The organism is Streptomyces sp. NPDC004065, assembly GCF_044903565.1.
In the GTDB taxonomy this organism is placed as follows: domain Bacteria; phylum Actinomycetota; class Actinomycetes; order Streptomycetales; family Streptomycetaceae; genus Streptomyces.
In genome coordinates this window covers 42,792-68,559 of the sequence record NZ_JBJDQT010000033.1, presented here as the reverse complement: position 1 = coordinate 68,559, position 25,768 = coordinate 42,792, and the positions used below count along the sequence as shown (strand labels likewise).

General features: G+C 71.7%; 24 protein-coding genes and 1 pseudogene. 16 read left to right on the top strand and 9 right to left on the bottom strand.

The features are described from left to right. Positions 1 to 3 precede the first annotated feature (3 nt). From ACI2LW_RS28690 to ACI2LW_RS28665, 6 genes are all read left to right on the top strand, one after another. Entirely contained in the window at positions 4 to 264 is a 261-nt protein-coding gene (locus tag ACI2LW_RS28690; RefSeq protein WP_404734135.1) for a UBP-type zinc finger domain-containing protein, read from the top strand. After that, entirely contained in the window at positions 264 to 2,045 is a 1,782-nt protein-coding gene (locus ACI2LW_RS28685; RefSeq protein WP_404734134.1) for an FAD-dependent oxidoreductase, read from the top strand. The genes ACI2LW_RS28690 and ACI2LW_RS28685 overlap by 1 nt, the downstream gene beginning before the upstream one ends. A gap of 47 nt (positions 2,046 to 2,092) precedes the next feature. After that, positions 2,093 to 2,590, top strand: coding sequence for an Hsp20/alpha crystallin family protein (locus ACI2LW_RS28680; RefSeq protein WP_404734133.1), 498 nt, complete (start codon positions 2,093 to 2,095; stop codon positions 2,588 to 2,590). Between the two features lie 476 nt (positions 2,591 to 3,066). Beyond that, complete coding sequence (locus tag ACI2LW_RS28675; RefSeq protein ID WP_404734132.1) at positions 3,067 to 4,998, top strand: MFS transporter; 1,932 nt, start codon at positions 3,067 to 3,069, stop codon at positions 4,996 to 4,998. A gap of 23 nt (positions 4,999 to 5,021) precedes the next feature. After that, complete coding sequence (locus ACI2LW_RS28670) at positions 5,022 to 5,414, top strand: DUF2267 domain-containing protein (protein WP_404734131.1); 393 nt, start codon at positions 5,022 to 5,024, stop codon at positions 5,412 to 5,414. 68 nt (positions 5,415 to 5,482) lie between these two features. Then, positions 5,483 to 5,878: a DUF2267 domain-containing protein gene (locus tag ACI2LW_RS28665; protein ID WP_404734130.1), complete on the top strand. Its 396-nt coding sequence runs from the start codon at positions 5,483 to 5,485 to the stop codon at positions 5,876 to 5,878. A 39-nt stretch (positions 5,879 to 5,917) separates the two neighbouring features. Here ACI2LW_RS28665 and ACI2LW_RS28660 read toward each other — a convergent pair whose 3' ends face one another. Together ACI2LW_RS28660 and ACI2LW_RS28655 are read right to left on the bottom strand one after the other, a co-directional pair. After that, complete coding sequence (locus ACI2LW_RS28660) at positions 5,918 to 7,099, bottom strand: PP2C family protein-serine/threonine phosphatase (protein WP_404734155.1); 1,182 nt, start codon at positions 7,097 to 7,099, stop codon at positions 5,918 to 5,920. Positions 7,100 to 7,220: 121 nt separating this feature from the next. Then, positions 7,221 to 7,670, bottom strand: coding sequence for a DUF1931 family protein (locus ACI2LW_RS28655; protein ID WP_404734129.1), 450 nt, complete (start codon positions 7,668 to 7,670; stop codon positions 7,221 to 7,223). A gap of 273 nt (positions 7,671 to 7,943) precedes the next feature. Here ACI2LW_RS28655 and ACI2LW_RS28650 point away from each other — a divergent pair, with 273 nt between their 5' ends. Beyond that, positions 7,944 to 10,163 (top strand): FUSC family protein, encoded by a 2,220-nt coding sequence (locus tag ACI2LW_RS28650; RefSeq protein WP_404734128.1) that lies wholly within the window; start codon positions 7,944 to 7,946, stop codon positions 10,161 to 10,163. Here ACI2LW_RS28650 and ACI2LW_RS28645 read toward each other — a convergent pair. Then, on the bottom strand, positions 10,091 to 10,618 hold the full coding sequence (locus ACI2LW_RS28645) for a phosphate-starvation-inducible PsiE family protein (protein ID WP_404734127.1): 528 nt from the start codon (positions 10,616 to 10,618) through the stop codon (positions 10,091 to 10,093). The genes ACI2LW_RS28650 and ACI2LW_RS28645 overlap by 73 nt on opposite strands. A gap of 142 nt (positions 10,619 to 10,760) precedes the next feature. Here ACI2LW_RS28645 and ACI2LW_RS28640 point away from each other — a divergent pair, with 142 nt between their 5' ends. After that, entirely contained in the window at positions 10,761 to 11,852 is a 1,092-nt protein-coding gene (locus ACI2LW_RS28640; protein WP_404734126.1) for a hypothetical protein, read from the top strand. 77 nt (positions 11,853 to 11,929) lie between these two features. On the opposite strand, the gene ACI2LW_RS28635 is transcribed toward ACI2LW_RS28640, so the two are convergent. The 5 genes from ACI2LW_RS28635 to ACI2LW_RS28615 form a co-directional block, all read right to left on the bottom strand. Continuing rightward, positions 11,930 to 12,574: a TetR family transcriptional regulator gene (locus ACI2LW_RS28635; RefSeq protein ID WP_404734125.1), complete on the bottom strand. Its 645-nt coding sequence runs from the start codon at positions 12,572 to 12,574 to the stop codon at positions 11,930 to 11,932. Positions 12,575 to 12,754: 180 nt separating this feature from the next. Beyond that, entirely contained in the window at positions 12,755 to 14,848 is a 2,094-nt protein-coding gene (locus ACI2LW_RS28630) for a HelD family protein (protein ID WP_404734124.1), read from the bottom strand. Positions 14,849 to 14,955: 107 nt separating this feature from the next. After that, positions 14,956 to 15,735, bottom strand: coding sequence for a phosphatase PAP2 family protein (locus ACI2LW_RS28625; protein ID WP_404734123.1), 780 nt, complete (start codon positions 15,733 to 15,735; stop codon positions 14,956 to 14,958). Then, on the bottom strand, positions 15,732 to 16,337 hold the full coding sequence (locus tag ACI2LW_RS28620; RefSeq protein ID WP_404734122.1) for a phosphatase PAP2 family protein: 606 nt from the start codon (positions 16,335 to 16,337) through the stop codon (positions 15,732 to 15,734). Before ACI2LW_RS28620 ends, ACI2LW_RS28625 begins: the two co-directional genes overlap by 4 nt. Continuing rightward, positions 16,334 to 17,002 carry a DedA family protein gene (locus ACI2LW_RS28615; RefSeq protein WP_404734121.1) on the bottom strand — a complete coding sequence of 223 codons (669 nt, stop codon included), beginning with the start codon at positions 17,000 to 17,002 and terminating at the stop codon, positions 16,334 to 16,336. The genes ACI2LW_RS28620 and ACI2LW_RS28615 overlap by 4 nt, the downstream gene beginning before the upstream one ends. Positions 17,003 to 17,137: 135 nt before the next feature. Here ACI2LW_RS28615 and ACI2LW_RS28610 point away from each other — a divergent pair, with 135 nt between their 5' ends. The 4 genes from ACI2LW_RS28610 to ACI2LW_RS28595 all read left to right on the top strand — a co-directional run bounded on the left by ACI2LW_RS28610 (position 17,138) and on the right by ACI2LW_RS28595 (position 20,074). After that, entirely contained in the window at positions 17,138 to 17,509 is a 372-nt protein-coding gene (locus ACI2LW_RS28610) for a BlaI/MecI/CopY family transcriptional regulator (protein WP_404734120.1), read from the top strand. Continuing rightward, a complete protein-coding gene (locus ACI2LW_RS28605) occupies positions 17,506 to 18,435 on the top strand; it encodes a M48 family metalloprotease (protein WP_404734119.1) in 930 nt (309 codons plus the stop codon). The genes ACI2LW_RS28610 and ACI2LW_RS28605 overlap by 4 nt, the downstream gene beginning before the upstream one ends. Positions 18,436 to 19,150: 715 nt before the next feature. Further along, positions 19,151 to 19,639: a GNAT family N-acetyltransferase gene (locus tag ACI2LW_RS28600; RefSeq protein WP_404734118.1), complete on the top strand. Its 489-nt coding sequence runs from the start codon at positions 19,151 to 19,153 to the stop codon at positions 19,637 to 19,639. A 192-nt stretch (positions 19,640 to 19,831) separates the two neighbouring features. Next, positions 19,832 to 20,074 carry a DUF5302 domain-containing protein gene (locus tag ACI2LW_RS28595; RefSeq protein WP_404734117.1) on the top strand — a complete coding sequence of 81 codons (243 nt, stop codon included), beginning with the start codon at positions 19,832 to 19,834 and terminating at the stop codon, positions 20,072 to 20,074. A gap of 332 nt (positions 20,075 to 20,406) precedes the next feature. Here the strand turns inward: ACI2LW_RS28595 and ACI2LW_RS28590 are convergent, their stop codons facing one another. Beyond that, the gene (locus ACI2LW_RS28590) at positions 20,407 to 22,092 is read right to left on the bottom strand and encodes a ribonuclease J (protein ID WP_404734116.1); all 1,686 of its coding nucleotides are present in this window, start codon (positions 22,090 to 22,092) and stop codon (positions 20,407 to 20,409) included. 348 nt (positions 22,093 to 22,440) lie between these two features. Here ACI2LW_RS28590 and ACI2LW_RS28585 point away from each other — a divergent pair, with 348 nt between their 5' ends. The 4 genes and pseudogenes from ACI2LW_RS28585 (at position 22,441) to ACI2LW_RS28570 (ending at position 25,748) form a co-directional block, all read left to right on the top strand. Further along, positions 22,441 to 22,644, top strand: coding sequence for a cold-shock protein (locus ACI2LW_RS28585; RefSeq protein ID WP_404734115.1), 204 nt, complete (start codon positions 22,441 to 22,443; stop codon positions 22,642 to 22,644). A gap of 617 nt (positions 22,645 to 23,261) precedes the next feature. After that, positions 23,262 to 23,465, top strand: coding sequence for a cold-shock protein (locus tag ACI2LW_RS28580; protein ID WP_269731930.1), 204 nt, complete (start codon positions 23,262 to 23,264; stop codon positions 23,463 to 23,465). Positions 23,466 to 23,807: 342 nt separating this feature from the next. Further along, a complete protein-coding gene (locus ACI2LW_RS28575) occupies positions 23,808 to 25,301 on the top strand; it encodes a DEAD/DEAH box helicase (RefSeq protein WP_404734114.1) in 1,494 nt (497 codons plus the stop codon). A 46-nt stretch (positions 25,302 to 25,347) separates the two neighbouring features. Further along, positions 25,348 to 25,748: pseudogene (locus tag ACI2LW_RS28570) on the top strand (CBS domain-containing protein). Positions 25,749 to 25,768: the final 20 nt, after the last annotated feature.

Here is a 25,768-nt window from a genome sequence, read left to right as displayed (position 1 = left end):
GCCATGACCGTACGGACCGACCCCCACCTCGCCCTCGTACGCCCCGTCACCCCGCGCGCCCCCGGCTGCGAGGAATGCCTGGCCACCCGTTCCCCCTGGGTCCACCTCAGGCTCTGCCTGACCTGCGGCCACGTCGGCTGCTGCGATTCCTCACCGAACCGGCACGCCCGCCGTCACGCCGCCGCCGAAGGCCATCCGATCGTGGCGTCGCTGGAGCCCGGCGAGGACTGGCGGTGGTGCTACGTCCATGAGGCGTTCGTGTGATGCCCGGCGACGAGACACGGCCGGGCGCACCGCCGGTGCCGGACGAGGCGGAGGAGAGCGTCCCCTTCGAGACCCCCGACATCTACGGCGCCTATCCCCGCCTGTCGGAAGACCAGTTGGCCCGCCTGGCTCAGCGTGGCCGGCGGCGCGCGGTCGACGCCGGTGACGTGCTGATCCGGGAGGGGGAGCGGTGCGAGACCTTCTACGTCGTCCTCAGCGGTTCGGTCGCCATCGTCGAGGGCTACGGCACGCCCGACGAACACCTGCTGCGTGTGCACGGCCCCGGCCGCTTCATCGGCGAACTCGGTCTTCTGAAGGGACAGGTGGCCTTCTACACCGCCGTGGTCAGGGACCCCGGCGAGATCCTCGCCCTGTCCATGGCGCAGCTGCGTGACCTGGTGACCCAGGACTCCATCCTTGGCGATGTGGTGCTGCGCGCCTGCCTGGGCCGCCGTGCTCTGCTCGTCGGGCAGGGCGCAGGTTTCCGCATCATCGGCTCGCGCTACTCGCCCGACACACGGCGGCTGCGCGAGTTCGCCGCCCGCAACCGGCTGCCGCACCGCTGGATCGATCTGGAGACGGACGAGGAGGCGGAGGCGCTGCTGCGCCGCTTCGGGGTCGGTCCGGAGCAGACGCCGCTGGTGATCTGGCGGGACACGACCTTGCTGCGCAATCCGAGCAATGCCGAACTGGCCCGGTTCATCGGCCTGCCGCCCCTGCCGTCGGGCAACGGCCACGGCGATCTGCTGATCGTCGGCTCCGGTCCGGCCGGTCTCGCCGCCGCGGTGAACGCCGCCTCGGAGGGCCTCGGCACAACCGTGGTCGAGGCGATGGCCACCGGTGGCCAGGCCGGGACGTCCTCCCGCATCGACAACTGCTTCGGCTTCCCCTCCGGCATCTCCGGCGCCGAACTCACCGAGCGCGCCGTGCTCCAGGCGGACAAGTTCGGCGCCCGCATCAGCGTCCCGGCGGAGGCGGCCCGGCTCGAACCGCGGGAAGGTCACTACGGCGTCGGCTTCGCCGACGGCAGCGAGATCACCGCCCGTACCGTCGTCCTGGCCACCGGCGCCCGCTACCGCCGCCTCCACGTGCCCGGCATCGAACCGCTGGAGGGCGCGAGCGTCCACTACTCGGCGACCGTCTACGAGGCGCAGCAGTGCCGTGCCGACCCGGTGGCGGTGGTGGGCGGCGGCAACTCCGCGGGCCAGGCCGTGCTCTTCCTGGCCGGGTACGCGCCGCGGGTGTATCTGCTCGTCCGCGGGCCGAGCCTCGAGGCGCACATGTCCCGGTACCTGATCGATCAGATCGAGCGCCATCCGCGGGTGTGCGTGCTGCTGCGCACCGAGATGACCGAGGTGCTCGGCGACAAGGTGCTGGAGGCGGTCACCGTGGTCGACCACCGCACGGGCGAGCACCGCCGGCTCGAGGTGCGGGCCCTGTTCGTCTTCACCGGCGCGGACCCCCACACCGAGTGGCTGTCCGGCGCGCTCGCCCTCGACGCGCGCGGCTTCGTGCTCACCGGCGCGGAGGCGCAGGCGTGCGCCGTTCCCGGACTGTGGCAGAGCCAGGGCCGGGACTGCCTGAGCCTGGAGACCAGCCTGCCCGGCGTCTTCGCCGCCGGCGACGTCCGCAGCGGATCGGTCAAGCGCGTGGCCTCCGCCGTCGGTGAAGGCGCGATGAGCATCCACTTCGTGCACCGCTACCTGGACCACACGGCCGCGCCCGGCGGCAGCGACAGCTCCCCGCACGCACGTCCGAAGGAGTCCGCTTGGCTCGGATGACACCGAGCGGGCGAGGAGTTCACAAGAAGGAGAAGGAGGCGATGGCCATGACCACGCCCGTCCGGCGCCCCCGCGGCGGCGTCATGCAGGACAGGCCCCTTGGCTGGGCACGCAATCCCCTGACGGAGTTCGACCAATTGCTCACCGAGATGAGCGGACTGATCGAATCCACGGTGGGAGGCGCGGCGCCCGCAGTCGCGTGGACACCCCTGGCGGATGTCACGGAGTCCGACGACGCCTTCCACGTCGAGATCGAACTCCCCGGCGTCAAGACCAAGGACATCGACGTCGAAGCCAACGACCAGGAGCTGGTGGTCACCGGAGAGATCAAGGAGAAGGAACGCAAAGGCGTCCTGCGCCGCAGCACCCGCCGCACCGGATCCTTCGAGTACCGGCTGCGGCTGCCCGGAGAGATCGACACCGAAAAGATCAATGCGCAGATGTCGGACGGGGTGCTCGCCATCACCATCCCCAAGGCCGAGGTCGCGAAGCCCCGGCACATCGAGATCAGCGAGACGAGTGAAAGCACCGGGAGCAGCGGCTGAGACGCGCACGCCGCGGTTGCCGGACACACGTCCGGCCGCCGCGGCCGGGCCGGCGAGGCTCGACATCTGGGGTGACTCATGAGTGACGTCCCGTATCACAAGCCCTCACCGCGGCGGAGACTCGGCATGTGGCTCGCCACCGGCTTCCCCCTGGCGCCGAAGGCGCCAGGCGCGCAGCAACCGGAGGGGGAGCAGGCCCAGCGGAGCTCGCCGGCCCATGTCCGCCTGGTCCTCGCGGTCGAACGCCCGCGCGTAACGCTGCGCGTCCTGGGCCGTCGGATAGCGCTTGCTGCCCTCCGCTCCGCACCCACGCGCGCAGTGCCAGAGCATCGTGTCGCCCTCATGGAGAAAGCGGAAACGGTGTCCCAGAAGGTGGCAGCGCAGCACAGCGGACCACTCTATGCGGACTGCCCCGGTCCGGCCTGTTCCGTCCCTCCGCAGGCAGCTGCCCGTGGCCCTGAAGGAGGAGGCACGGCATGAGCGCCGAAGCCGTGCTCGGTGTCGTCACGACCAAGGTCCCCGCCCGGCTCGACCGGCTGCCGTGGTCCCGGTTCCATTGGCGGATCGTCATCGGTCTGGGAACCGTCTGGATTCTGGACGGACTCGAAGTGACGATCGTCGGGGCGGTCGCCGCCCGCATGACCGAGCCCGGCAGTGGCATCCACCTGACCAGCTCCGACATAGGCACCGCCGCCGCCATCTACGTGGCAGGCGCATGTGCGGGCGCTCTGTTGTTCGGGAGGCTCACCGACCGCTACGGGCGCAAGAAGCTGTTCATGGTCACGCTCGGCATCTACATCCTCGCCACCGTCGCGACCGCGTTCGCCCACGACGCCTGGTACCTCTACCTCGCCCGCTTCTTCACCGGCATGGGCATCGGCGGGGAGTACGCCGCGATCAACTCGGCCATCGACGAGCTGATCCCGGCCCGCAACCGCGGGCAGGTGGACCTGGCCATCAACGGCAGCTACTGGGTCGGTGCGGCGCTCGGCAGCCTGGTCGCCGTGCTGCTTCTCGACGAGAGTCTGCTGGCAGCCGACCTCGGCTGGCGGCTGGCCTTCGGCCTGGGCGGCATTCTGGGCCTGGGCATCATGCTGGTACGCCGCCACGTGCCGGAGAGTCCGCGCTGGCTCTTCATCCACGGGCACGAGGACGAGGCCGAACGCATCGTCGACCGGATCGAGGCCGAGGTACGCCAGGAGACCGGCCGCGAGCTGCCGGAGCCGGGCGAGGCGGTCACCGTGCGGCAGCGCGACGTCATCCCGTTCAGGGAGATCGCCGGCACGGCTCTGCGGCGGTACCCCCGTCGCGCCGTTCTCGGTCTGGCGCTCTTCGTCGGGCAGGCGTTCCTGTACAACGCGATCGTCTTCGACCTGGGCACCATCCTGAACGGCTTCTTCGACATCACCTCCGGTTCGATCCCCTACTTCCTGGCCCTCTTCGCCATCGCCAACTTCCTCGGGCCACTCCTTCTCGGCCGGCTGTTCGACACCGTGGGCAGAAAGCCGATGATCGCGGGCACCTACTTCGGCTCGGCGGCCGTGGCGGCCGTCCTCGCCGTCCTGCTGGTCAACGGCTCCCTCACCGCATGGTGGTTCTTCCTGCTGGTCTCGCTGACCTTCTTCGTGGCGTCGGCGGGAGCGAGCTCGGCCTACCTGACGGTGAGCGAGGTCTTCCCCATGGAGACCCGAGCCCTGTCCATCTCGCTGTTCTTCGCGATCGGCACGGCCGTCGGCGGAATCACCGGCCCGCTGCTGTTCGGCCACTTGATCCACAGTGGTGATGCGGACCTGGTGGCCATCGGCTTCCTCGTCGGAGCGGCGGTCATGGCGCTGGGCGGGCTGGCCGAGGTCTTCTTCGGTGTGCGGGCCGAACAGCAGTCCCTGGAGAACATCGCCCGGCCGCTCACCGCCGAGGAAGCCGAGGCGGCCTGGCGCAACGAGCCCGCGCCGCAGGACGCACGGGACCGCCTCCGGCCCGCGCAGGTCCAGCAGGCCGTGCACGAGCGGGAACGGCGGGTCGCCGACCGCACCGCCCGCCGCCGGGAGCGGGAGCGCGCCGGAGCCCGCCGCTACCGCCCGGGCACCGGGCCGGGCAGCACCCTGTACTCGCCGGGGATGGCCGGCACCGCGGGCACGGCGAGCCGTACGGCCGCCATGGCCGAACGACGCCTCGACGACGAGATCGAACAGATCGCCCACGCGCTCCAGGAAACCGGCCCGACCAGCCGCGACCGACTCGAACAGGCCGTGGACGGCCGGTCCTGGGGCCCCGGGCGCTTCGGCCGTGCCCTGCGTGAATCCGTGCGGGAGTCCCGGGCCGAAAGGCTTCCGGACGGCAGCTACGCGCCGGCGGGGGGACCCGGCCGGCCCGAGAGCGCACCGGGCGGCCGCCATGACCAGAGGTGACCCGGGGGCGGAAGGAGACACCGATGAAATACGACGGATTCCTCGCCCGCGTACGTGAGCGCGGCGAATACACCGGCCAGGACGAAGCCGCGGACGTCACCAACGCCGTCCTGGAAGTGCTCGCCCAGCGGATCAGCCCGGGAGAGGTCAAGGACCTCGCGTCCCAGCTGCCCGGCCCGCTGGGAGAAGTTCTGGACCGTGCCACTCCGCAGCAGGCGCAGAGCTTCGGGATCGAGGAGTTCTACCGCCGGGTCGCCGAGCGCACCCATGCCCGGCCGCGTACGGCGCAGTGGGACGCCAGTGCGGTCCTGACCACCGTTGCCGACGCCGTCACCGGCGGAGAGCTGAATCAGATCCTCAGCCAGCTCCCCTCCAGTTACGCGGTCCTGTTCGGCAAGGCCGACCTCGCGGACTGAACGCGTGAGGCGCCCAGAGCGAAAGGCCCCGAAAAATGGTTGATACAGGTTTCTCCTCGTTCGACACCATGGTGGACAAGGCCAATCGGCTCCTCAAAGACATCGAGGAGGCTTTCGGGTGGCCCAAGGAGCAGCGGAGGCTGTCGTACGCGGCACTGCGGGCCGTGCTGCACCCGCTTCGGGACCGTCTGCCTGTCGAGACGGCCGTACAGTTCGGCGCCCAACTGCCGACCATCGTCAGAGGCGTCTACTACGACGGCTGGAAGCCGGCCGAAACGCCCGTGAAGATGAGCAACGAGGAATTCCTCGCACGGGTTCGCAGCGCGTTCCCCTACGCCGTCGAGGGCGGCAGCGAGAACCTGGTGCGCACCGTACTGAACGTTCTGGAGCGCCATGTCAGCGCCGGCGAATGGCAGCATCTCGAGGCCCGGCTGCCGAATTCGTTCGCCGTGCTCATGCAGTGACACCGTGCTCCTGCAGTGACCCGGGCCGAGAAGGCGCGGTCACGGATCAGGGGGCCGCCACTCGAACATCAGGATCGTGGCGTCGTCGCTGAGCTGGTTGTGCCGGTGCTCGAGGATGGCGTGGATGAGCAGACGCAGCGCTTCCGGGGCGCTCTGTCCCGCCGCGGTCGACCGGATGATGTAGTCGGTGAAGCGCTCCAGGCCGAACTCCTCGCCCGCCTCGTCGCGTGACTCCACGACGCCGTCCGAGTAGAGCAGTATGCGGTCACCGGGTTCCAGGCCGACGTCGTGCACCTGACGGGCGGTCCCGGCGAGACTGGCGGGCAGGCCCAGAGGGGGCTCGGGTGGCCGCTCCAAGGCATGGTGGAGCAGGCGCTGGCGGCGGATGAGCAGGGGAGGCGGGTGGCCGCAGTTGCACCAGCGCAGCACACCGGTGGGCATGTGCAACTGGGTGAAGACGCCTGTGCAGAACTGTTCCGGAAGCCACTTGGCCAGCGCCTCGTCCATGGTGCCCACGAGTTCGTCCAGGTCGGCACCGCTGCGCCGGGCGTTGCGGCAACCCGCCATGGCGACCGAGGTGGCAAGCCCGGACGCCAGATCGTGCCCCATGCCGTCGAGGACCGTGGCGTGCAGAACGTCCTCGGTGAACGCGTGGTCGAAAGCATCGCCGCCCAGTTCGTAGGCAGGCTCCAGAACCGCCGTCGAAACGACCCGTCCGGTGCCGATCGACCGGGGAGGGAGAAAGGCCCTCACCATCTCCGTGGGCAGGTGCATCGGCCTGGTGCGCATGCGCTGCGCGATGGTGTCGCTGTAGGTGCGCTTGGACGTGATGATCAGTGCGAGGAGCAGGGCGGTGGTTCGGCAGCGCCGCAGCTTGAGCCCGTCCAGGGCGCTCATGGTCAGCTCCACGACGCCCAGCCGCTCCGCTCCGTCGGCCAGGGGCAGCCATACGTGCAGCCCGCCGGAGGGGGCCTCCTCCACCCGGAGGGAGTCGGTGCGGTAGGCCCATCCGGCCAGGGAAGTGTCGAGCTGCAGGGCCGGCTCGCTCTCGTCGAGCGGCACCAGCAGCCTTTGCTGGATGTCCACCAGATAGAGGACGGCCCGGCCCATACCCATGGCCTCGGCATACCGGTTCAGGACGACGGGCAGTTCTGCGGGTGATGCCAGCAGGGCCGCTCTGACCAGTTCCTCCAGCAGCCGCTCACCGGACCCGACGGACATGTTCCTGTCCACACCTCGATGATCCCCGCGCTGTCGAACCACCACAAACCGAGCTCTCAGGTCTTCCGACGGCACCGGCAGGCCGGGGATCGTGCGGACGCGGGCAGGCCGCGGTCGCGCCTCACAGCAGGAGGTCGAAGACGGCGCGGGCCTCGTCCCAGTGGTGGGTCTGGGGGTTCTTCAGGTCGGGGTGGAGGATCTTGAAGGCCTGGGCCAGGGCCAGGCTGAGTCCGCCGATGATGTCCGGATATGCCGCCTCGGTCTCCTCGTCGGGCGTGCGGTCCAGAGCCGGGTGGGTGGCGAGCTGCTCCAGGATCGGCTTGAGTTCGATTTCCTGGTCGACCTTCTGGAAGCGGTGAATGCTCTCCTGCAGGCCTTTCGTGATCGGCAGGTCACAGGTCCGGATGATGTCGCGCCCGTTGGCCTTGGCGGTGGCCTGGGCGACGGTCAGCAGGTCGTAGAGCTTGGCGTCGACGAAGTCGCTGTAACGCTTGAGATCGTTCTTGTCGACGTCCAGCCCCCCGACCGCGCGGAAGAACCTCTCGAACCTGGCGATGGACATCACGGTCATGACGGCAACCTCCGGCTGCGGGCGCCGGGGTGTCTCCCGGCCCCTGGGCTTCCTGTCAGCCTGACCGACGGGGCGCGCGAACGCATGCGCATGCCGGGCCCAATCGGCCTCCCCGTCTTGCCCTGCCAGGCCCAGGCGTCCGGCTGCCCGGGTGCCGGACGGGCGTGCGCATCGACAGCAGGGCGAAACCGTGTCGCGGCGCGTGGGTGCGGGCCGGCCCCGGGTCGGCGGGGCAGCGCGACCCGGCCGGGCGTTCCGGCTAGGCTCGCACCCGTGACGTGGCTGCGGGCCTTGGGGGAGGTCGTGCGATCCGGGCTCAGGATCGAGGAGACGCGGCTGGAGCCCCTGCTCGCGCTGCGCACGGCCGCCGGCGTGGCCATCGTCATCGGGGCGGCGCTGTGGCTGGTCTCCCCCGCGTACGCCGCCTCCGCCGCCCTCGGCGCCTACTCCGCGGGTGGGGCGACCTTCCAGCGCACCTGGCGTCCACGCAAGGTGATCGCGCTCGGCGCCGGCGCGGGTCTGGCGCTCAGCACCTTCGTGGGCTACCTGGCGGCGGGGCGACTCGTGACGTTCCTGCCGCTGCTGGCCGTATGGACCTTCGCCGCCGGGATGGCGTGGGCCGCCGGATCGACCGCCGGGATCCTCGCGGCGACGACGGTCGGCAGCATGCTCGTGACCATCACCCTGCCGACGAGCCTCGGGCGAGCCGCGGAGCACGCCGGCGTCATCGCGCTCGGGGGCGTGACGCAGGCCGTGCTGATCCTGCTGTTCCCGATCCGCCGCTGGGGGGCGCACCGGGACGCGCTCGCCGACGCCCTGGCCGCCGTGGCGGACTACGCCCGCCGGCTGCGGCACGATCCGACCGCCCCGTTCGACCCGGAGCCGGTGATGACGGCCCGGGACGCGGCCGCCGTGACGCCGTCACAGGCCCGGACCCGTCCCCGCGCCCTCCACGGCCCCCGGGGAATCGCCGAGCGCATCCGGCCGGTCGTCGCCGCGCTCGCCGACCCGGACGTCGGCGCCCCGGCGGAGGGACCCGGGCGGGACCGCGCGCGGGAGCTGCTCGGCGCGGCCGCGGACGTGCTGGACGCGGTCGCCCGCTGGATCCGCCGCGGCACTCCCGCCGAGGTACGGCCCGAGAGCATGGAGGCCCTGCGCGTCGACGAGGAGCACGAGGTACTGGAGGGCCCCGCGCGGCAGGCGGCCGTAAGACTCGTGGAACTGCTCGGCGAGGCGCTGGAGATCGCCGGGAGCGGCGGCGCGCACGGGAGGACGCCCACGCCGGCCGGCCCCGCGGGCGCCCCGTTCCTGGTACGCCCGACCTTGTTCCGTCTGGTCCCGGTCGTGCTCCGGGCGGTCCGCCGTGAGTTCCGCCGGGACTCGCCCGTGTTCCGGCACGCCGTCCGCCTGGCGGCGGTGGCCACGCTCGGCTATCTGATCGCCGCCCGGCTCCCGCTGGGCCACGGCTACTGGGCTCCCATCGCCTCGGTGATGGTGATGCGGCCGGACTTCCACCGGACGTACGCGCGCGCGGTGGCCCGTCTCACCGGGACCCTGGCGGGGGTCGCGCTCGCCACCGGGATGGTGCGGGCCCTGGGCCCGGACGCCCACGTCTTCGGCGCGCTGGCGGTGGTCTCGGCGGGCCTGTCGTACACGCTGATCCGCACCGGCTACGCCTACTCCCAGTGCTTCACCGCCGCGTACGTCGTCTTCCTGCTCGGCATGGGGGGCCAGACATGGGAGCAGACGGTCACCGAGCGGGCGGTGCTCACCCTGCTCGGCGGGGCCCTGGCCATGCTGGCGTACGTGGCGTTCCCCGCATGGGAGACACCCCGGCTGCCGGGCCGGCTCGCGGACTGGCTCGCGGCCAACGGCCGCTACGCGGCCGCGGTGCTCCGGAACTACGCGGAACCCACCCGGGAGCACCACGCCGACATGCGCAGGGCACTGCTGGCGAGCAGGAAGGCACGTGCCGCCTGGCAGGAGGCGTACGACCGGGCGAGGCAGGAACCGGTCCGCCCCCGGGGGCTCACGTCGCGCGAGGCGCAGGAGGCCCAGGAGGCGCTCAAGGGGTTCGGCCGCGCGGCGATGCTCATGGAAAGCCACGTCCCGCGGGCGGACAGCCGTGCCGTCCCCGAGGCGCAGCGGTTCGCCGACGCCCTGGAGGCGGACACCGCGCAGGCGGCGGACGACGTGCGCGAGCACCGGAACCCGGAGTGGGGGCGTGTGGAGGAGGCGCTCCGCGCGTGGGAGGGCGCCGCCGGGGACCCGAGCCCGGTCGTGCGGCGCGAGGCGGAACTGCAGAAGCAGGCGCTGGAGGACCTCGCGACGGCCGTGAGCCGCACATCCCTGGAACGGGACGTCGGATCCGCTCGCGAGGAGCAGCGCATCCGGGCTGCCGAGGCGGCGCAGGACGAGGATCAGGACCCGCGCACCGGGCTGGGTGACGAAGCCGGCGGCGGGGAGCGCCGCGCCTCCTGGAGCGGGAAGTAGTCTCCCGGCCGCGTACAGCGCCGCCACACGTACACCGCTGTCGCCATCACGAGGATGAGCGCCGCCAGGGTGAGCAGTTCGATCCCCTCGACGTTCCACCGGAAGGACTTCTCCGCCTCGGCCGTCACGATGAGCACCCGGCGGATGCCGGCGATCAGGCCGACGACGAGGAAGGGCTCGGCGTCGAGGGTCTGGTTCCTGATGGTGAGACGGACGGTGTGGAGCAGCTCGGCCACGATGAACAGCACGAGGCCGGTGTCCACGGCGGAGAGAACGACCGTCTCCTCGCGGTACGGCCCCTGGAGCGACCTGATGACGTCCTGGACGACCCCGACGGTCAGGATCCCCGCGAGCACTACGAGCAGCGTCGCGACGACAAGGTGGATGCCGTCCTCGATGAGCTGCAGGAGGCCCTGCAGCCGGCCGCCCTCGACCTTCGGGAGAATGGGTCGCACATTCGCATGCTAAGGGTGCCCCCGCCCGCGGGCGCGGCGTGCTGCCCAACGGGTGGACGGGCGCGGCCCTCCCGGTGATGGCAGCCTGGTGGGAAGGGATGACGCACGACGTTGCCAGGACTACCCGGCAGGACGAGGGTGCATGAGACAGCCCGACGCGGACACGACCGGCAGGACCCTGCGGCTCGCCCTGGTCGCCGACCCGGGCCTGCCCTCCGAACTCGCCCGGGACCTCGCCCCCCGTCTGCCGGAGCATCTGCGTCGCCGCATCGGCAGGGGCATCCGCTGGCAGGTGGACACGGTGACGGCGCCCTTGGTGGCGCACGAGCAGGTCGACGTGTCCAGCGTGGCGGAAATCGTCCGCACCCATCTCGAGGACACCGACTGGGACATCGGCGTCCTGCTCACCGATCTGCCGCGCCGGGCGGAGCGCAGCCCGGTGAGCGCCGAGGTCGACCCGGAGCACAGGACCGCGCTGATCTCACTGCCCGCCCTCGGCTCCCGGCGTCTGCGGCGCCGGGTGCGGCAGGCGGTGGTCGGCGCCGTCAGGCAACTGACCGAGCAGGACGAAAAACTGCTGGATTCCCCGGTCGTCGGCCGTCCGGCGCCCGAGGAGGAGTCCAGCCGCGAACGCTACGTGGTGCCGGGGCTGCGCGGCCACGTCCGTCTGGTCCTGGGCATGGTGCGCGCCAACCGTCCGTGGCGGCTGTTCACGAGCCTGTCCCGCGCCCTGGCCGGGGTCTTCGCCACCGCGGCCATCGGGTTCGTCAACGCCACGACCTGGCAGGTCTCCACCGCTCTGGGCTTCCCGCAGCTGACCCTCACGGCCGTGCTGTCCACCCTCGCCCTCACCGCGTGGGTCATCATCGACCACGGGCTGTGGGAACGCGCCGGGGATTTGCCCGACACCCACGCGCCGTTGTACCCGTACAACCTGGTCACGCTCCTCACCATCGGGCTGGGGGTGTTCTTCCTCTACGCCGCGCTGTTCGTGACCCTGGTGGCGGTCTCGTTCCTGGTCGTGCCCCCGTCCGTCTTCGGCAGGATCGTGCACCACACCGTCGGCGCCTCGGACTACCTCACGCTGAGCTGGTTCGTCGCGTCCATCTCCTTGATCGGCGGTGCTTTCGGGACAGGACTCGAGAACGCCGAGGAGGTGCGCGACGCCGCGTACGGACAACGCCACCGCAGACGTCAGCGCCAGCTGACCGAAGCCCGCGAACGGGCCGGCTGAGGACCCCCGGCCGCGTGGTGTCAGGTGGGAGTTGTGGACGGGAGCACGGCGAAGGCGCCGCCCTCGTGCTTCTCAGGTCACTTCCGCGGCGCGACGCCCGCCAGGCCGTGGCGCAGCAGGGCGTAGGCGTGGTCGGCGTCGGCGACCGCCTCGGGGTGGACCTCGTCCGCGGACCGGCCGGCGACGATGCGCCGCCAGTTCACCGACGCCAGGATGCGCTCGGTGGCGATCACCTGGCCGGCCAGCAGGGCCGCGGTGATCCCGCGGTCCGGGCCGAGCGCGTCGGCCAGGGCCTCGGCCAGCGCCTCCTCGGCCCGGGCCAGGTACTCGCTGACGCGCGCCACCAGGCTCGGCGTGGAGTACACGAGGCGGTGAAAGGCCAGGACGTCCTCGTCGTCGTTGAGCCCCGTGATGGGGTCCCGGGCCGCCAGCCCGTCCAGGAAGTGCCGGTGCAGCGCGTCGATCGCGGACACCCCCGGCGGCCGCTCGGCCACGACGCGGCCGGCCACCGTCCGGTGGTCGGCGAAGCGGTGGACGACCAGGTCTTCCTTGGTGGGGAAGTACTTGAACAGCGTGGGTTTGGAGACCTCGGCGGCCGCCGCGATGTCGACGACCGAGACCTCATCGAACCCGTGCTCCAGGAAGAGCGTGATCGCCGTGTCGGAGATCGTCTCTCGCGTTCGCTGCTTCTTGCGCTCCCGCAAGCCCATCGGCGCATTCACCACGCCATCCTAGCGCGTCACTTACCGGGGCAATCAGGTGACCGAGGAGTGTAAATTGACTTGGTTAAGCCACTGCCCCTCGGCCCTGGCCGTGCTCGCCACCACCTTCACCGAACCGCCCGTAAGGAAAACGCGGCCCGGGGGAGGCCCGAGCCGCACGTCCCGGTCACATCGGCGCCGTCAGGCGGCGAGCGGCTCCGGCAGCGGCCGGGCGTGCAGGACGTCCAGCCGGGACACCGCACGCGTCACGACGACGTACAGCCGGTGCAGTCCGCGCGGCTCGGACTCGACGATCGCGGCCGGCTCCACGACGACGACATGGTCGTACTCCAGGCCCTTGACGACCGTCGCGGGCAGCACGGTCACCCGGGCGGCCGTGCCGACCTCCTCGGCGGTCGCCGTCTCGATGCCCGCCTCGCGCAGGGCCGCCGAGGCCGCGGCCACCGCGTCGTCCGCGGCGATCACGGCGACCGACCCCTCACGGTCGAGTGCCGCGCGGACCGAGGACACCGTGGCGGCCGCCACGTCGTCGACCTCGCTGACCGTCAACTCGCCGTCGTGGCGCAGCGAACGGGCCGGCGGCACATCCACACCGAGGGCTCCCACCAGCCGGTTGGCCAGCTCCATCACCGCGGCCGGGACGCGGAAGCCGGTGGTCAGCGGGACGACCGTGGCCTGCGCCTTGCCCAGATACGTCAACTGCTCCTGCCAGGACCGCGCCGACCAGGGCGCCGTCGCCTGCGCCAGATCGCCCAGCACCGTGACGGACCCGAACGCGCTGCGCCGGGCGATCGCACGGCACTGCATCGGCGACAGGTCCTGGGCCTCGTCCACGACCACGTGGCCGAAGCCCGCGGGGCGCTCGATGAGCCCCGCCACCTCGTCGAGCAGCAGCATGTCCTCGACCGACCAGGAGGCGCTCTTCGCCGACCTCGGCGGCTCGGCCCACAGCAGCGCCCGCTGCTCGGCCGCGTCGAACACGCCGTCCGCCGCCTCCTCCATCACGGCCGGGTCGCTCAGCAGCGCGGCCACGACCTCCTCCGGCCGCGCCACCGGCCACGCGGCCTCCAGCAGTGCGGCGACCGGCTTCGAACGGCCGGTCTTCCGCGCCCAGGTGACACTCTTCGGCCCGGCTCGCCGCTCGGCCTGCCGCTGGATCAGCGTCACCACCCGCGCCCGCACCTGCTCGCGCCCGACCCCGTACGGCACCCCCATGCCCCGCACCTCGTCGATGACCCGGGCGAGGTCGTACGACTCGACCCGCCAGCGGTACGAGCCGTCGGTGACGGCGATCGACTCCTCCGGGTGCCTCACCCGGGCGTACAGGGCCCGGTCCAGGACGGTCGCCATACGGTCGCTGTGCTTCAGCACGCTCACGTCCTCCCCGTCCACCCGCTTGACCGGGTGCCGGGCCACCAAGTCCGCCACCGTGAGCTGGGCGATGTCGATCTCGCCCAGCGACGGCAGCACCTCGGAGATGTAGCGCAGGAAGGTGCGGTTCGGGCCGATGATCAGCAGACCGCTGCGCCGCAGCCGCTCCGGGAACGTGTAGAGGAGATACGCCGCCCGGTGCAGACCCACGGCGGTCTTGCCGCTGCCCGGCGCGCCCTGCACACACACCGACTCGTTCAGCTCGCCGCGGACCAGGTCGTCCTGTTCCGGCTGGATGGTGGCGACGATGTCACGCATCGGGCCGAGCCTGGGCCGCTCGATCTCGGCCGCGACGATCGCGCTCGCCGCGTCACCGTCGCGCTCACCGCGCGCGTGGTCGAGGTGCTCGTCCTCCAGGCCGGTGAGGTCCTCCGGAGCGCCATGGCTCCAGGGCGCCCAGCCGAAGCGCCGCCGCACCGCGACTCCGCGCGGCTCCAGGGCGCTCGCCTGGTAGTAGGTGCGGGAGACCGGCGCACGCCAGTCGATCACCAGGGGCGGTGCGGCCGGGTGCTCCGAGACCCGCCTGCGCCCGATGTAGTACCGCTGCCGCCGGTGGTCCCCGGCGTCCGGCGTGTCCTCGAAGTCGAGCCGGCCGAAGAACAGCGGGCTGTCGGGCTCCTCCGCCATCCGCCGTGCGCGGGTGCGCAGACAGCGGCCCAGCGCCTCGGCACTCGCGCCGTCGCCCGACACGTCCTCGCCCGCGACGACCTGGTACTGGGCGTCCTCCACCCGGCGGGTCATCGCCTCGCGGCACATCGCGGCGTACACACGCTCCAGGGCCAGCTCGTCCTCGAGTCCGACGGCCTCCTGGGCGCCGTGCGTGTCCTGGACGTGTGACGTCATCGATCGACCTTCCCGAAGCGACGGCCCGCACGCCGCCGGGCGGGACCGGACGGCGAATTCCGGGCCACAGCATAACTGAACCGGGTTAATAGACTGGCCGAGTTGCGTTATTGGCCGTCCGGGGGAGGGCCGGGTGGCGCGTGGGTCTCCCACGGGCGCCGACCTGGGCCGGCGCCGGCTGTGCCGCCCGTCGGTTCCGCCGTCCCGCGTGCCGAGCCGGTGTCCGGATCCGCCTCGCAGGGCATCAGTCGCTCGGGAAGCAGGCGGGCCGCAGCCCACAGGCACACGCCGAGCCACCCGAGGGCGAACAGCCAGCCGCCGACGACGTCGGTGAACCAGTGCACTCCGAGGTAGACGCGGGTCAGTCCGACCAGCGCGCCCCAGCCGCCGATGACCACAGCGAGCACAGTCCTGCCCCGCGGGCCGCGTATGCGGACGGCGATGATCAGCAGTCCCGCGGTGAGGGCCGCGGTAGTGGTGTGACCGGACGGGAACGACCATCCCGAGGCATGCGTCGCCCAGTCCGTCAGGGGTGGCCGCGGCCGGACGACGAGTGCCATCACCGCGTACCGCAGCGCCTGGCCCGCGCCCAGGCAGCCCAGACAGAGCGCCACGGCGAGCGCGCGCTGGCGTGGGGTGCGCCCCGCGATGAGCGCGGCCAGCACCGCCAGCGCGTACGGGACGACACCGGTCCCGGTGTCGGTCAGCCCGCGGGCGAACGCCACCGCCATGTCGGGCCGGCGGCCCGCGGACCACGACAGCAGGCCGACGTCCGTGAACAGCGGTATGCCTTCGTGGCCCACCACGACCATGGTCAGCACGCCGAACGCCGTCCACGCGCCGAGCCCGCAGCTGCCGGCCAGTTCGGCGACCTCGCCGCGCTTCACGACACCACCAGCAGCGGACGCAGGCGGGTGGCCGCGAGCCGCAGGGCCGCCGCCTCCGCACGCCTGCGCAGTGCCGACATGACAAGCAGGGCGGTCACGGCGCCCACCACGACCCCTGCCAGCACGTCATGGGGGTAGTGCGCGCCCACCCAGACACGCGAGACGGCCATCGCGCAGGCGGCCACCGCGGCGAGGGCGCCGAGCCGGCGGGAGACGAACAGCAGGGCGACGGCCGCCGCGGCGGCGATGGCCGCGTGGTTGCTGGGGAAGGACCAGTCGCCGGGCGCCGGACACGCCTCCAGCGTGGTCACCCGCAGGCTCCGGCAGGGCCGGTCCTCGCGCACCAGCAGTTTCAGCACCGCGTCCACACCGAAGGCCACGACCACGACGAACGGCACGGCGAGCGCCGTCACGGACGCGGTGGCGCCCACCCGCCGGGCCTGCCACCAGCCGACGGCCATGCCCACCGCGAACAGGACGAGCCCGTACGCCGACCAGGCCGACACCGTGTCGTCCAGCCAGGCCGGCGCGTGCCGGGCGAGGTCCACCACGGCGGTGTAGGCCGAGCCGTCGACCGACGAGCCGTCAAGTGCGATGATCATCCGCGTGCCTCCTTCGCCTTCGCGTCCCGGCGCGAGCGGTACACCTCGGAGGCGACCGGAATCAGCGACACGCCCACGATCACCGCGACCATCGGCAGCAGACAGCGGTCCACGTTCGGCACGGAGGACCCCAGCGCGTAGCCCGCCAGGGTGAGGCCGAGGCTCCACACCAGCCCGCCGGTCACCTGCCAGAGGGTGAACGTCCGGACCGGCACCCGCAGGGCGCCCGCCATCGGGTTCAGGACCGTGCGCACCACCGGAACGAAGCGGGCCAGGACGATCGCCTTCGCGTACCCGTAGCGTTCCAGCAGTTCCTCCGCGCGTCTCGCCCCCTCGTGCAGGCGGGCCGAGCGGCTTCGGGCGAGCAGGCGGCCGCCCGCTCGACGCCCCAGGAGGTATCCGCTCTGTGAGCCGGCCAGGGCTCCCGCCGCCGCGGTGACCAGGAGCGGGGCGAGCGACAGCTTCAGGCCGCTCTCGGCGGTGCCGGTGCACAGCAGACCGGCCGTGAACAGCAGGGAGTCGCCCGGGAGGAAGAACCCGATCAGCAGCCCGGTCTCGGCGAACAGGATCACGCCCACGCCCAGCACGCCGAACGCGGACAGCAGCGACCGCGCGTCGAGCGGATTGACGGCGAGCTGCGACGATAGGTGCACGGCTGTGGTCATCGTCGGGGCCCCTTCACCGTTCTTCCGCCACTGTCGGGTGCGGCGGAACGGTGGCGCGGCGGCATCCGACGACTGACTACAATTGTGTAGACGGTCTACTCAACTGTAGACGATGGCGGAGTGAGGAACGTTCCCATGACCCACACCAGGGACGAGAGGCGCCCGGCAGGCGAGCTCGAGGCCGCCGTCATGGCCGCGCTGTGGGCCGCCGGGATCCCGCTCACGGCAGGGCGGGTGCAGGCCGAGCTCGGCTCCGGCCTGGCCCGGACGACGGTGGCGACGATACTGACCCGGCTGCACGAGAAGGGTGTCGTCGACCGGGAGCGGCAGGGCCGCGGCTACGCCTACTTCCCCGTCCAGGACGCGCCCGGCCTGACCGCCCGGCGCATGCACAGCGAACTCGACCGGGACGCCGACCGGGAGACGGTCCTGGCCCGCTTCGTGGCCCAGCTCAGTCCCGGCGACGAGCAGCACCTGCGCCGGCTCCTGGAAGGTGACGGGCGATGACCGCTCTGCTGCTCCTGCCGCTGGTCCTGCCCTTCCTCGCGCCGGCGCTGGGACGCCGCACCCTCGACCGCCTGGCCCCCGCCACCGCGCTGTGGGTCCTCACCGCCTCGACCCTGGCGCTGGCGGGAGCCTGCGTTGCCGCCCTCGGCGCCCTCGTCCTGACCGGACTGCTCAAACTCCCCGCCTTCGCCGCCCTCGGCGAACTCGTCCACCCCCTGCGGACCCCCTCGGACTACGTCGTCCTCCCCGCCGCCACGGCGGCCACCGGGGTGCTCACCCTCAGCGTCTGGACCCTCGCACGCTCGGCCTTCCGGCAGACCCGCGCCTTGCGGACCGCCCGCACGCAGGCCGGCCGCCGCCCCGCCGCAGGCGACCTGTGCGTGATCGAATCGCCCGATCCGGACGCGTACGCCCTGCCCGGCCGGCCCCACCGCATCGTCGTCACCACCGCCATGCTGCGCAGTCTGGGGCCTGCCGAGCGGGAGGCCCTCTTCGCCCATGAGCGCGCCCACAACCGGGGCGGCCACCACTACTTCCTCGCCGCCGCCGAACTCGCCGCCCACTGCCACCCCGCCCTGCGCACCACCCGCGCCACCATCCGGTTCGCCGCCGAGCGGGCCGCCGACGAGGCCGCCGCCGAGGTCACCGGAGACCGACGCCTGATCGCCACGGCCATCGCCCGCGCAGCCCTCGCCGGCAACGCCTCCCCCTCCACCCGCCCGGACTTCGCACCCGCGGCGACGACCGGACCGGTGCCACAACGCGTCGCGGCGCTCCTCGCACCCACCCGGACCCGCCCGCGGACCACCCGCCGCACCGCGTTCCTCCTCGTGGCCTGCACGGTCCTGTCCGTCGCCGCGGGAGCGGCAGGCGTCGCCGACTTCCACCACGAGGTCGAGGTCGCCCAGGGCGAGGAGGCTCCCTGACCGGTTCGGCCCCGGCGGCCCCACCGCCGGCCGCTCGACCGGCCCACCGCGCGATCACCTCGGGCGCGGACCGGCTCCGGCAGGCGGAGCGGGTCGCCGGTTGCGTCGACGGCGCCCAGCGCGGTGAGGGCGCCGAGCGCCGAGCGCCATCGACGAGTCCGTCCACGCAGCCATCCGCGCCGGCGCCGGCGGCTTCCTCCTCCAAGACGCGCGCCCTTAGGAACTCCTCGCCGGAATCCGCGCGGTCGCCCGTGATCTTCGCCTACGACCGCCGCCTCGCCCGGCCCAACGCGGACTGAACCCGATGAGCGGCGGCCGGGAAGACCGGCGGGCGGCTCGCTGCTGCCGCGCCGCGGCGCCCGTCGGAGTTCCAGGCGGTAGCCGTGTCCGCGCAGGGTGGTGATGCGGGGCAGGCTACCGGGCTGGACCGAGAGGAGCCCGGCTCCGAGGGCGGCGGCTGAGGACCGTCAGGCGGCTGCCGCGGTGGGAGCCGGTCGCAGCCGGGTGACGATCCGGTTCGCGCCGGTCTTCTGCAGCAGCCCGTAGGTCCGGCGCGCTCATCGGCCCGCTCACGGTGGCAGGGGGTGTGGGCCGCCGGGCCACCGCGTACGGGCGTCTTCCCCGGGATCACGGGAATGGCGAGCGGTGCAGGAGTCCTGCCCGAGCAGCCGACCCCGCCGCACGGCGGCACGCTGCGGTGCGAGATGCTCTCCCGATGAGTTCACGCACTTCCCCGATCAGCCGGCCGGTCATGATACGGAGGGCCGTCGCGCGGGATGCGAAACGGCTCACGCGGCTCGTGCGTGGCTCAGGCGCCTACGCGGGTAAGTACGCAGCCGCAGTCGCGGGCTACCGCGTCGGTCCGGATTACATCGAGGCCCACCGCGCCTTTGTGGCCGTCGGCGCCGACAAGCATGGAGACCGGGTCCTCGGGTTCTACTCGCTCGTCCTTGCTCCACCGGAGCTCGACCTGCTGTTCGTCGCCGACGAAGCGCAAGGACGGGGTATTGGACGACTGCTCGTCGCGCACATGCAATCCGAGGCCCGTGCCGCCGGGCTCGACCGCGTCAAGGTCGTGTCGCATCTTCCCGCCGAGGACTTCTACCACCGTGTTGGCGCGGTGCGGACCGGGACCGCGTTCGCGAACCCGCCCGCCGTGCCGTGGGACCGTCCCGAATTCGAGTTCCGCATTCCTTCGGGATGACGCGGTGTGCCGGTTGGCGAGGCACCGGCTTCCCCGCGTGGTGGCCGGCTTGCAGGAGCCGCAGGAGCCGCTGGACGCCGCGCTCCGCGTGTGTGTGGTCTCCTCTGCCCCTCGAAGATGTTGCCGGCGCCTCGCACAGCGCCCGGCATGACAAGCTGTGCTTGCCCACCCCCCCGAACCCAGGAGGTCACCATGACCGCAGAGCCCGTATCTACGGAAGGTTCGGAGCCGGCTGCCCCCGAGACGTCCCCTCTGGAGCCGGACAGCGACGGCAACTACGACCTCAAGCGCAAGTTCCGCGAAGCCCTGGCGCGCAAGCGCGGTGCGCAGGCGGATGCCGCTGATGTCGCCGCCAAGCCCGATGCATCGAAGATGCGTTCGGCGCACGGCCCGGCCGCGAGCCAGCGGTCGTTCCGGCGCAAGAGCGGCGGCTGAGTCGATGAGTCCCGCGACCTGACCGCTTCACCGGCACTCGCGCTGTCCTCCCGCGCGTCCCGTGCGGTGGCCCGCGACGTGCGCATGCCCGTGCGCGCGTCGCGGGCGGGGCGTAGCCGGGGACTCGCCTGGGGGGAACAGGCGGCCCTGCAGCGCGGCGACAGGGCCGTCGCCCGTAACACCGACTCCCTCGCGGACCTGCCGGCCGCCCACGGCGAGGTGATCCGCCTCGTCGAGACCGGCGGCTTCGCCACCGTCCGGTCCGGGCGTGCCCGGCCTCGATGCTCGCGGGCCCGCCGCCGGAACCGTGGACCGTGCCGCCGGGCCGCGGCTCAGGCGTCGATGATGACGGGGATGATGAGCGGCTTGCGGCGGTGGGTGCGGAACGCCCAGTTCGCCACGGCGCGGGCGAGGAGCTGTTCGAGTTGGCGCGCGTCCCCGACGCCTTCCTCGGCCGCGGTGGCCAGGGTCTTCTCGATGACGGGGATGACCGGCTCGAAGGTGGTGTCGTCGTGGACGAAGCCCCGAGCCAGGAAGTCGGGGGCCTCGGCGAGGGCGCCGGTGTCCGCGTCGACGATCGCCACCACCGTGACCACGCCTTCGGCGGCGAGGGTGAGGCGGTCCTTGAGGGACGCCTCGGTGGCGCCGCCGACTTCCATGCCGTCCACGTAGACGTTGCCGGCGGGGACCTTGCCGGTGATGGACGCCCGCCCGTCGACCAGGTCGACGACGACGCCGTCCTCGGCGATGACGACCCGGTCGGGGTCGACACCGGTACGGATGGCGAGGTCGCCGTTGGCTTGCAGGTGGCGCCACTCGCCGTGCACGGGCATGACGTTGCGGGGCTTGACGATGTTGTAGCAGTAGACGAGTTCGCCGGCGCTGGCGTGCCCGGAGACGTGCACCTTGGCGTTGCCCTTGTGGACCACGTGGGCGCCCCACCGGGTGAGTCCGTTGATCACCCGGTAGATGGCGTTCTCGTTGCCGGGGATGAGGGAGCTGGCGAGCAGCACGGTGTCACCCTTGCCGATCCGGATCACGTGGTCCCGGTTGGCCATCCGTGACAGCGCGGCCATCGGTTCGCCCTGGGACCCGGTGCACACCAGAGTGATCTTGTGGTCCGGGAGCTTCTCCAGCTCCTTCGTGCTCACGACCAGACCGGAGGGGACCTTCAGATAGCCCAGGTCACGGGCGATGCCCATGTTGCGTACCATCGACCGGCCGACGAAGGCGACCTTGCGGCCGTGCTGGTGCGCGGCGTCCAGGACCTGCTGGATGCGGTGCACGTGGCTGGCGAAGCTGGAGACGATGACCCGGCGCGGCGCGGTGCGCATCACCTGCTCGATCGCCGGGTTCAGCTCCCGCTCGGAGGTGGTGAAGCCGGGTACTTCGGCGTTGGTGGAGTCGGTGAGGAACAGGTCCACGCCCTCCTCGCCGAGGCGGGCGAAGGCACGCAGATCGGTGATGCGGTCGTCGAGAGGGAACTGGTCCATCTTGAAGTCGCCGGTGTGCAGCACCATCCCGGCCCGGGTGCGGATCGCGACCGCCAGGCTGTCGGGGATGGAGTGGTTGACCGCCACGAACTCGCAGTCGAAAGGCCCGAGCTTACGCCGGTCGCCCTCCCGCACCCGCACCGTGCGCGGCCGGATGCCGTGTTCCTTGAGCTTGGCATCCAGGAACGCCAGCGTCAGCTTGGAGCCGACGACCGGGATGTCGGACCGCTCGCGCAGCAGGTACGGTACGCCGCCGATGTGGTCCTCGTGGCCATGGGTGAGGACCAGGCCCACGACGTCGTCCAGCCGGTCACGGATCGAGGTGAAGTCCGGCAGGATCACGTCCACGCCGGGCTGGGTCTCCTCGGGGAACAGCACGCCGCAGTCGACGATCAGCAGCTTGCCCGCGTGCTCGAAGACGGTCATGTTGCGGCCGATCTCACCCAGGCCGCCCAGGGCGATGACCCGCAGCCCTCCTTCGACAAGGGGTGGGGCGGCTTTCAGTTCGGGGTGCGGATGGCTCATACCCTGACGGTACCCGGAGAGCGGGACAGGTGATCCACTGCCTGTGCGATCCCCTTTTCCCGACGGAGCGGGGCACCCGCGGCGTGCCTCGGCACTGGTCCACTCGCAGTAGTCGGGGCTCGCCTCACGGGCGATCCAGCCCTTCGTTCCGGGCCGGATGCCGGCGCGTTTTCGCTGGCGGCTTCCGTCCTGCCGTTATAGCGTTGTGATCAGCAGTCGTGGTTCCGAAGTTCCGTTCGCCCGTGATCGCCTCACGGGCGTTCTTGCTGTTCAGCGCCTCTCCGGACCAGGGCGATCACCTCCCGGTCGCGCAGCGTGCGTGCCCGGTTTCCCTCAAAGGAGACAGTCATGTCCAAGGGCACAGTGAAGTGGTTCAACAGCGAGAAGGGCTTCGGCTTCATCGAGCAGGAGGGCGGCGGCCCCGACGTCTTCGCCCACTACTCCAACATCGCCAGCCAGGGCTACCGCGAGCTGCAGGAGGGCCAGAAGGTCGAGTTCGACGTCACGCAGGGCCAGAAGGGCCCGCAGGCCGAGAACATCCGCCCCGCCTGATCGCGCCCGGCAAGGGGGCCCGGCATCCCGGCTCCGGGACGCCGGGCCCTTGCCGTCGCTCAGGCCGCCGCGCGGGCCGTGCTCACTGGCCGCGCCCGGCCCCGGGCCACGTCCGGCGACGGTCCCGTGAGAGGGTAGAGCCTGATCACCTGGGCCGCCATCACCCTCATGACCAGACGCCTCACCCGCACTGAGGAGGTGGGCTCGCTCGTCCGGGACCGGGAACGGCAGCCGCTGCGTGGTCATCGCCCCCCGTCTCGCAGCTGCATTTCCTGGGCGGCAGCGGATTTACTCCATCGTCGCGCAGCGTGCCGGTTGGCAACTCTCCGAGTGAATCAAAATCTGTTCCCGAGGGATCAGATTTTGGGGGTCCGTGCAGTGGGAGTTTTTGCCGCGAAGAGCAGACTGGAATTATCCACCGCACACGGCCCGCTCCGGCGTGCTACTGTCTGTCTCAGTTGCAGTTGTGGTTCCCGAAACTTCAAGTGCCCCCACCAGGCTTCTGCCGGTCGGGAGTGCTTTTGTATTTCCGGTCATTTCCGGGCGGGGTGATCATCGCGGCGACACGGCGTGCGCGTGGTGCGGACGCGGATGCACTGCCCCACAGGAGATATGACATGGCTACTGGTACCGTGAAGTGGTTCAACGCGGAAAAGGGCTTCGGCTTCATCGAGCAGGACGGCGGCGGCGCCGACGTGTTCGCCCACTACTCGAACATTGCCGCGCAGGGCTTCCGTGAGCTGCTCGAGGGTCAGAAGGTGACCTTCGACATCGCGCAGGGCCAGAAGGGCCTGACGGCCGAGAACATCGTTCCGGCCTGACGCTCACGCGCAATCCGTAGCTGGGGCCCGCATCCTTCGGGGTGCGGGCCCCAGCTGCATGCGTATCCCGCAGCGGCTTTCACCCGCGGGACGCCCCGGAGAAATCCGCAGCACCACCACAAGCGGTCCCTCCCTCAGGGCGCAGACGCATCCTGAAGCGCTGCACCGCAGCCGGCGCCCGGATCGCAAGGTCCCCATCGCGTCACTTATTTCAGCACCTGTGCCCACGGATGTCTTCGCCGGCCAGGTCTGCTTTCTTTGGCCACCGGTCCATACTTGTAATTCTCCGTGCCATTCATCGCGGGAATTCCTTGATATGTGCCACATCGAGGAAGGTTCCGCATGAACCGCCCGTACACGAACGACCGCCCCGCCCGCACCCGTGACGGCCGTGCCGATGCCGGAAGGCGCGGCAGCGGCTACGGCTCGCAGGCACCGCGCCGTACCGGCGGGCCCGTCCGCTCCGGCGGTTACGGCCGTCGGCCCGCCGCAGTGCAGGGTGAGTTCGCGCTGCCCAGGACGATCACCCCCGCGCTGCCCGCCGTTGAGGGCTTCGCCGATCTCGACATGCCCGAGCAACTGCTGGCCGAACTCGGCAGGCAGGGTGTGACCGCACCGTTCCCGATCCAGGGAGCGACGCTGCCGAACTCCCTGGCGGGCCGTGACGTCCTGGGCCGCGGCCGCACCGGTTCCGGCAAGACCCTCGCCTTCGGCCTCGCCCTGCTCGCCCGCACCGCCGGACAGCGTGCCGAGCCCCGCCGGCCGCTGGGGCTGATCCTCGTACCCACGCGTGAGCTGGCACAGCAGGTGACCGACGCGCTCACCCCGTACGCCCGTTCCGTCAGGCTGCGGCTGGCCACGGTGGTGGGCGGCATGTCGATCGGCCGGCAGGCCGGCGCGCTGCGCGGCGGAGCCGAGGTCGTCGTCGCGACACCGGGGCGCCTCAAGGACCTCATCGACCGCGGCGACTGCCGGCTGAACCACGTCGGCATCACCGTGCTGGACGAGGCCGACCAGATGGCCGACATGGGCTTCATGCCCCAGGTCACCGCGCTGCTCGACCAGGTGCGCCCGGAGGGGCAGCGCATGCTCTTCTCCGCCACCCTGGACCGCAACGTCGACCTGCTGGTGCGCCGCTATCTGACCGACCCCGTCGTGCACTCGGTCGACCCGTCGGCCGGTGCGGTCACCACGATGGAGCACCACGTCCTGCACGTCCACGGCGCCGACAAGCACGCCACCACGATCGAGATCGCCGCCCGCGACGGCCGCGTGATCATGTTCCTGGACACCAAGCACGCCGTCGACCGGCTGACCCAGGAGCTGCTCAACAGCGGGGTACGCGCCGCCGCGCTGCACGGCGGCAAGTCGCAGCCGCAACGCACCCGCACGCTGGCGCAGTTCAAGACCGGGCACGTCACCGTGCTGGTGGCGACCAATGTCGCGGCGCGTGGCATCCACGTCGACAACCTCGACCTGGTCGTCAACGTCGATCCGCCGACCGACCACAAGGACTACCTCCACCGCGGCGGCCGTACCGCCCGCGCCGGCGAGTCCGGCAGCGTCGTCACCCTCGTCACACCGAACCAGCGCCGCGGCATGGTCCGCCTCATGTCAGACGCCGGAATCAGGCCCCAGACCACCCAGATCCGCGCGGGCGACGAGGCCCTGAGCCGGATCACCGGCGCCCAGGCCCCGTCCGGCATCCCGGTCGTCATCACCGCACCGGTGGTCGAACGCCCCAAGCGCGGCGCCACCTCCCGAGGCCGACGCAGCCCTTCCTCGGCGACCCGGCGCGCCCGCGTACGCCAGCCCGTCCTCGACACGGTGGCCTAGAACCCTCGTGATCGGAAAGCCGACCCATCTCTGCAGGAGGCACCTTTTGACGCTGATTCAGATGCAGCCCCGCCCGGCGGGCGCCAACCCCGAGTACAGGACGGCGGTGGAGGGCATGGACGCAGCCGGACCGCGGGTCTGTGACGACATGAGCGTCGAGGTGGCGCTGGCCGTCATGGCCGCCGCACGCACGGGCCGGCTGGTCATCTGCGACCAGGACGACCAGCGCATCGGCCTGGTGACCCGAACCGACCTCACCGCCGTCCGCGACAGCGGCGCTCACACGGACCGCGTCCGTCTGCGCGACATCCTCGGTGACCACGGATCGTCCACCTCACCCGTGACCGCGATGACGAAGCCGAGCACGCGATGCGCTCCCGTCGGCTCGGTGCTCTGCGAGTCGTAGACGAGCAAGGCAGCGCCCCGGGCGTCCTCGCCACCCGCTGAAACGCCTCGCCCCTGGTCGG

Coding starts and splice junctions, on each gene's coding strand:
- ACI2LW_RS28615 (WP_404734121.1), bottom strand. CDS start 17,002: ATGACCACAGCCGTGCACCTATCGTCGCAGCTCGCCGTCAATCCGCTC.
- ACI2LW_RS28595 (WP_404734117.1), top strand. CDS start 19,832: ATGACCGCAGAGCCCGTATCTACGGAAGGTTCGGAGCCGGCTGCCCCC.
- ACI2LW_RS28605 (WP_404734119.1), top strand. CDS start 17,506: ATGACCGCTCTGCTGCTCCTGCCGCTGGTCCTGCCCTTCCTCGCGCCG.
- ACI2LW_RS28610 (WP_404734120.1), top strand. CDS start 17,138: ATGACCCACACCAGGGACGAGAGGCGCCCGGCAGGCGAGCTCGAGGCC.
- ACI2LW_RS28675 (WP_404734132.1), top strand. CDS start 3,067: ATGAGCGCCGAAGCCGTGCTCGGTGTCGTCACGACCAAGGTCCCCGCC.
- ACI2LW_RS28685 (WP_404734134.1), top strand. CDS start 264: ATGCCCGGCGACGAGACACGGCCGGGCGCACCGCCGGTGCCGGACGAG.
- ACI2LW_RS28665 (WP_404734130.1), top strand. CDS start 5,483: ATGGTGGACAAGGCCAATCGGCTCCTCAAAGACATCGAGGAGGCTTTC.
- ACI2LW_RS28620 (WP_404734122.1), bottom strand. CDS start 16,337: ATGATCATCGCACTTGACGGCTCGTCGGTCGACGGCTCGGCCTACACC.
- ACI2LW_RS28600 (WP_404734118.1), top strand. CDS start 19,151: ATGAGTTCACGCACTTCCCCGATCAGCCGGCCGGTCATGATACGGAGG.
- ACI2LW_RS28680 (WP_404734133.1), top strand. CDS start 2,093: ATGACCACGCCCGTCCGGCGCCCCCGCGGCGGCGTCATGCAGGACAGG.
- ACI2LW_RS28690 (WP_404734135.1), top strand. CDS start 4: ATGACCGTACGGACCGACCCCCACCTCGCCCTCGTACGCCCCGTCACC.
- ACI2LW_RS28640 (WP_404734126.1), top strand. CDS start 10,761: ATGAGACAGCCCGACGCGGACACGACCGGCAGGACCCTGCGGCTCGCC.
- ACI2LW_RS28590 (WP_404734116.1), bottom strand. CDS start 22,092: ATGAGCCATCCGCACCCCGAACTGAAAGCCGCCCCACCCCTTGTCGAA.
- ACI2LW_RS28580 (WP_269731930.1), top strand. CDS start 23,262: ATGGCTACTGGTACCGTGAAGTGGTTCAACGCGGAAAAGGGCTTCGGC.
- ACI2LW_RS28630 (WP_404734124.1), bottom strand. CDS start 14,848: ATGACGTCACACGTCCAGGACACGCACGGCGCCCAGGAGGCCGTCGGA.
- ACI2LW_RS28660 (WP_404734155.1), bottom strand. CDS start 7,099: ATGTCCGTCGGGTCCGGTGAGCGGCTGCTGGAGGAACTGGTCAGAGCG.
- ACI2LW_RS28585 (WP_404734115.1), top strand. CDS start 22,441: ATGTCCAAGGGCACAGTGAAGTGGTTCAACAGCGAGAAGGGCTTCGGC.
- ACI2LW_RS28670 (WP_404734131.1), top strand. CDS start 5,022: ATGAAATACGACGGATTCCTCGCCCGCGTACGTGAGCGCGGCGAATAC.
- ACI2LW_RS28655 (WP_404734129.1), bottom strand. CDS start 7,670: ATGACCGTGATGTCCATCGCCAGGTTCGAGAGGTTCTTCCGCGCGGTC.
- ACI2LW_RS28575 (WP_404734114.1), top strand. CDS start 23,808: ATGAACCGCCCGTACACGAACGACCGCCCCGCCCGCACCCGTGACGGC.